The following is a 5437-nucleotide window of genomic DNA, read 5'->3' on the forward strand; positions in this document are numbered from 1 at the left end:
ACCACGCCGCCTTCCCGCGCGGGCTCGACCTCGTGCTCACCGCGCCGGGCGTCGTCGCCGGGCTGCCGCGCTCGTCGCGGCCCGTCCCTTCGCCCGCCCCTTCGCCCGTCCCTTCGGAGGCGTAGACCGATGTACGTGGCGGTGAAGGGCGGCGAGGCCGCGATCGACAACGCCCACCGGCTGCTCGCCGAGACGCGCCGGGGCGACCCGTCGGTGCCCGACCTCACCGTGGCGCAGATCCGCGAGCAGATGCGGCTGCTGGTCGACCGGGTGATGACCGAGGGCTCGCTCCACGATCCGGATCTGGCCGCGCTCGCCCTCAAGCAGGCCCGCGGCGACGTCGTCGAGGCGGTGTTCCTGGTCCGCGCCTACCGCACCACCCTGCCGCGCTTCGGCGCCACCCTGCCGGTGGAGACCGGGGCGATGGCGGTGTCGCGCCGGGTCTCGGCGACCTTCAAGGACCTGCCCGGCGGGCAGGTGCTCGGCCCGACCTTCGACTACACCCATCGCCTGATCGACTTCTCGCTCGCCGAGGGCATGGCGCCCGAGCCCGGCGCGGAGGCCGAGCCCGGCGCGGACGCGGCCGCCTGCCCGCGCGTGACCGACCTGCTCGGCGAGGCCGGCCTGATCGAGCCGTCGCCCCGGGACGAGGGCGCCCCCGTCGGCGACCTGACCCGCGAGCCGGTCGACTACCCGGCCGACCGTGCGGTCCGGCTGCAGACGCTGGCGCGGGGCGACGAGGGCTTCGTGCTGGCGCTGGCCTACTCGACGCAGCGCGGCTACGGCCGCACCCATCCCTTCGTCGGCGAGGTCCGCTTCGGCACCGTGGCGCTGGAGCTCGTCCCCGAGGAGCTCGGCTTCCCGGTGCAGCTCGGCGCCGTGGCGATGACCGAGTGCCAGATGCTCGCCCAGTTCCACGGCGGCGGCGACGTCCCGCCCCGGTTCACCCGCGGCTACGGGCTCGTCTTCGGCCAGGGCGAGCGCAAGGCGATGGCGATGGCCCTGGTCGACCGGTCGCTGCGCGCGGCCGAGCTCGGCGAGGCGCTGGTCGCCCCGGCGCAGGACCAGGAATTCGTGCTCGCCCATTGCGACAGCCTGCAGGCGACGGGCTTCGTCGAGCACCTCAAGCTGCCGCACTACGTCGACTTCCAGGCCGAGCTGGAGCTGCTGCGCCGCCTGCGCGCCGAGCACGCCGCCGCGCGGACGGGAGAGTCCGGGCCGGACGAAGCGCTTCGGGAGGCCGCCGAATGAGCACGCCCGCCGCGCGGCCGGAGACCGGCTACAACTTCGCCTACCTCGACGAGGGCACCAAGCGGATGATCCGCCGGGCGATCCTCAAGGCGATCGCGATCCCCGGCTACCAGGTGCCCTTCGCCGCCCGCGAGATGCCGATGCCCTACGGCTGGGGCACCGGCGGGGTCCAGGTCACCGCCGCGATCCTGGGGGCGTCCGACGTGCTCAAGGTGATCGACCAGGGCGCCGACGACACCACGAACGCGGTCTCGATCCGGCGCTTCTTCTCGGCCACCGCCGGCATCGCCACCACCACGCGGACGGTGAAGGCCACGGTGATCCAGACCCGCCACCGCATCCCGGAGGCGCCGCTGAGGGAGGGCCAGATCCTGGTCTACCAAGTGCCGATCCCGGAGCCCCTGCGCTTCCTCGAGCCGCGCGAGACCGAGACGCGCCAGCTCCACGCGCTCGCCGAGTACGGGCCGATGCACGTCAAGCTCTACGAGGACATCGCCCGCCACGGCCACATCGCCACCACCTACGCCTACCCCGTCGAGGTCGCGGGCCGCTACGTCATGGACCCGTCGCCGACGCCGAAGTTCGACAACCCGAAGATGGACGACTGCCCCGCCCTGCAGCTCTTCGGCGCCGGCCGCGAGAAGCGCATCTACGCGGTGCCGCCCTACACGCGGGTGCGCAGCCTCGACTTCGAGGACCATCCCTTCCAAATCCAACGCTTCGACCGCCCCTGCGCCCTGTGCGGGGCGGACGACGCCTACCTTGACGAGGTCGTCCTCGACGATGCCGGCGGGCGGATGTTCGTCTGCTCCGACACCGATCATTGCGAGGACCGGCGCCGGTGCGGGTTCGGGCCGGCGGCTCCCCCTCCCCCCTCTGCGGAGGAGGGGGAGCCGCGGAGCGGGTCGGGAGAGGGGAGCGCGGTATCCGGCACTGTCGCTCCCCTCTCCCGACCCTCGCTCACGCGAGGCCCACCCTCCCCCGCACCCAAGTTGGGCCTGCCCGACTTGGGCACACCAGGTGCGGATCTCGGGCAAGCCCGAGATCTGCCGGGGGGAGGGAAGAACGGAGCGGAGGAACGATCATGACCGCCCCCCTGCTCACGGTCTCCGGCCTGACCAAGCGCTACGGCGCGCGCACGGCCTGCGACGGCGTCGGCTTCACTTTGGAGGCGGGCGAGGTGCTGGCGGTGGTCGGCGAATCCGGCTCCGGCAAGTCGACCCTGCTCGGCCTGGTCGCCGGCGAGGTCGCGGCGGATGCGGGCTCGGTCGCCTACCGGATGCGCGACGGCGCCAGCCGCGACCTCGCGACCTTGAGCGCGGCCGAGCGCCGGGCGCTGATGCGCACCGACTGGGGCTTCGTGCGCCAGGACGCGTCGCAGGGCCTGCGCATGGCGGTCTCGGCCGGCGGCAACGTCGGCGAGCGGCTGATGGGCGTCGGCGAGCGCCATTACGGCCGCATCCGCGCCACCGCCCTCGACTGGCTCGGCCGCGTCGAGATCGCCGCAGACCGGATCGACGACCCGCCGACGCGGTTCTCCGGCGGCATGCGCCAGCGCCTGCAGATCGCCCGCAACCTCGTGACGAGCCCCCGCCTCGTGCTGATGGACGAGCCGACCTCGGGCCTCGACGTCTCGGTGCAGGCGCGCCTGCTCGACATGGTCCGCGGGCTCGTGGCCGAGCTCGGGCTCGCAGTGATCATCGTCACCCACGACCTCGCCGTCGCCCGCCTGCTCTCGCACCGGGTGCTGGTGATGCGCCACGGCCGGGTGATCGAGACCGGGCTGACCGATCAGGTCCTCGACGACCCGCAGGCCGCCTACACCCAGCTCCTCGTCTCCTCGGTGCTCACCGCATGACCCCGCCGCTGATCGCCTTCGAGGACGTGGGCAAGCGCTTCACCCTGCATCTGCGCGGCGGCACGGTGCTGCCGGTGATCGCGGGCGCGAGCCTCGCCGTCGCGGCGGGCGAGTGCGTGGTGCTCGGCGGCGCGTCCGGCACCGGGAAATCCTCGCTCCTGAAGATGGCCTACGGCAATTACCGCTGCGAGCACGGCGCGATCCGGATCTGGGACGGAGCCCGCACGGTGGACGTCGCCACGGCCGAGCCGCGTGCGATCCTGGCCCTGCGCCGGCACGTCGTCGCCTACGTCTCGCAGTTCCTGCGCGTGATCCCCCGCGTCGGCGCCCGCGCGATCGTCGAGGCGGCGGGCATCGAGGGCGGCCTCGCCGCCGATGTGGCGCGCGCGCGCGCCGCGGCGCTGCTCGCGCGCCTCGACCTGCCCGAGCGCCTATGGGACCTGCCGCCGGCCACCTTCTCGGGCGGCGAGCAGCAGCGGGTGAACATCGCCCGTGGGTTGATCGCCGACCGGCCCCTCGTGCTGATGGACGAGCCGACCGCCTCGCTCGATGCCCGCAACCGCGACGTCGTGATCGCGCTGATCCGCGAGAAGCGGGCGGCGGGCGCGGGCATCCTCGGCATCTTCCACAACGCCGACGTACGCGAGGCGGTGGCGACGCGGATCGTGGACGTGGCGGATTTCCGCGCGCCGATCGCGGCATGAGCGGGCGGGGCATGAACGGGCGCGGCATGAGCGGAGACGGCGGAGCGATGGCGGACCGGGTCGAGATCCTCGAGAACGCGCGCCTTGTCCTGGCCGACCGCGTCGTCGACGGCTGGCTCGCGATCGTGGACGGCCGCATCGCCGAGCACGGCGCGGGCCGGGCGCCGGAGCGCGGCCGGGACCTCCGCGGCGACCACCTCGTCCCCGGCCTGGTCGAGCTGCACACCGACCACCTGGAAAGCCACTACGCGCCGCGCCCCGGCGTGCGCTGGCATCCGCTGGGCGCCGTGCTCGCCTACGATGCGCAGATCGCCGCCTCGGGGATCACCACCGTGTTCGATTCGCTGCGCGCCGGCACCGACCCGGACGGCAGCGGCCTCGGCTCCGAGCTCGACGCGCTGGCGCAGGCCATCGCCGACGCGCGCGCCGCCGACCTGTTCCGGGCCGAGCACCGGACGCATCTGCGCTGCGAGATCCCGTCGGCCGACGTGATCGACACCGTCCGCGCCTTCGTCCGGCGTCATCCCGTCGGCCTGATCTCGCTGATGGATCACACGCCGGGGCAGCGGCAGTTCCGCGACATGGCGAAGTATTATCAATATGCCGGCCGCGGCGGCCGGCCGATCGAGGCGATCCGGGCCGGCACCGAGCGCAAGATCCGCGACGGCGCCGCGCTCAACGCCCGCAACCGCCCGATCCTCGTGGCGCTGGCCCGGGAGCAGGGCATCCCGCTGGCGAGCCACGACGACACGACGCTGGCCGACGTCGCCCAGTCGCGGGCCGAAGCGGTCGCGCTCGCCGAGTTCCCGACCACCCGCGAGGCGGCCGAGGCTTCGCACGCGGCCGGCATCACCGTGATGATGGGCGCGCCCAACCTGATCCGCGGCGGCTCGCATTCCGGCAACGTGGCGGCGCACGCTCTCGCCGAGGCCGGCCTGCTCAGCATCCTGTCCTCCGACTACGTGCCGGCGAGCCTGCTGATGGCGGCGTTCCAGCTGCCCGAGCGCGTGCCCGGCATCGACCTGGCCGCCGCCATCGCCACCGTCACCGCCAACCCGGCCCGCGCCACCGGCCTCGACGACCGCGGCCGGATCGCGCCCGGCCTGCGCGCCGACCTCGTCCGCGTGCGGACGGCGCAAGGGGTGCCCGTCGTCCGCGAGGTCTGGCGCGCCGGCGCGCGGGTGGTGTGATGGCGGGCGGCTTCGTCCTCGTGGTCGGCCCGAGCGGGGCCGGCAAGGACACGGTGATCGCCGCAGCGCGGGCGCAGCTGGCCGGCGACCCGCGCTTCGTCTTCCCGCGCCGCCTGGTGACCCGGCCGCCCTCGGCACACGAGGACAACGCCGAGATCGCCGAGGCGGAGTTTTCCCGCGCCGCCGCGGCCGGCGCGTTTCCCCTGCATTGGCGCGCGCACGGCCTCGGCTACGCGATCCCGGCCGAGGCGCTGACCGAGGCCGAGCAGGGGCGGGTCGTGGTGTGCAACGTCTCGCGCCGGGTGATCGAGGCGGCGCGCCGGACGCTCCCCGGCGTGCATGTCGTGGCGATCACGGCCGCCCCCGAGATCCTGGCCGCACGGCTTGCCGCCCGCGGCCGCCCCGAGGACGGCGACCTCGCCGCGCGCCTGGCC

6 protein-coding genes are annotated in these 5437 nt (G+C 74.3%); all 6 read left to right on the top strand.

What is annotated here, in order from left to right; translation table 11 throughout:
- Positions 1-129 precede the first annotated feature (129 nt).
- Entirely contained in the window at positions 130-1251 is a 1122-nt protein-coding gene (locus FV230_RS23890; RefSeq protein WP_147844170.1) for a carbon-phosphorus lyase complex subunit PhnI, read from the top strand.
- Entirely contained in the window at positions 1248-2339 is a 1092-nt protein-coding gene (locus tag FV230_RS23895; protein WP_246694975.1) for an alpha-D-ribose 1-methylphosphonate 5-phosphate C-P-lyase PhnJ, read from the top strand. Before FV230_RS23890 ends, FV230_RS23895 begins: the two co-directional genes overlap by 4 nt.
- Entirely contained in the window at positions 2336-3109 is a 774-nt protein-coding gene (gene phnK, locus FV230_RS23900; RefSeq protein WP_147844171.1) for a phosphonate C-P lyase system protein PhnK, read from the top strand. The genes FV230_RS23895 and phnK overlap by 4 nt, the downstream gene beginning before the upstream one ends.
- Positions 3106-3813: a phosphonate C-P lyase system protein PhnL gene (phnL, locus tag FV230_RS23905; protein ID WP_147844172.1), complete on the top strand. Its 708-nt coding sequence runs from the start codon at positions 3106-3108 to the stop codon at positions 3811-3813. The genes phnK and phnL overlap by 4 nt, the downstream gene beginning before the upstream one ends.
- Before the next feature lie 47 nt (positions 3814-3860).
- The gene (locus FV230_RS23910) at positions 3861-5003 is read left to right on the top strand and encodes an alpha-D-ribose 1-methylphosphonate 5-triphosphate diphosphatase (protein WP_147729705.1); all 1143 of its coding nucleotides are present in this window, start codon (positions 3861-3863) and stop codon (positions 5001-5003) included.
- Positions 5003-5437 (top strand): phosphonate metabolism protein/1,5-bisphosphokinase (PRPP-forming) PhnN (gene phnN, locus FV230_RS23915; RefSeq protein WP_187275600.1); only part of this gene is annotated, 435 nt, incomplete at its 3' end. The genes FV230_RS23910 and phnN, both read left to right, overlap by 1 nt.

The sequence above is a fragment of the Methylobacterium sp. WL6 genome (assembly GCF_008040095.1).
In the GTDB taxonomy this organism is placed as follows: domain Bacteria; phylum Pseudomonadota; class Alphaproteobacteria; order Rhizobiales; family Beijerinckiaceae; genus Methylobacterium.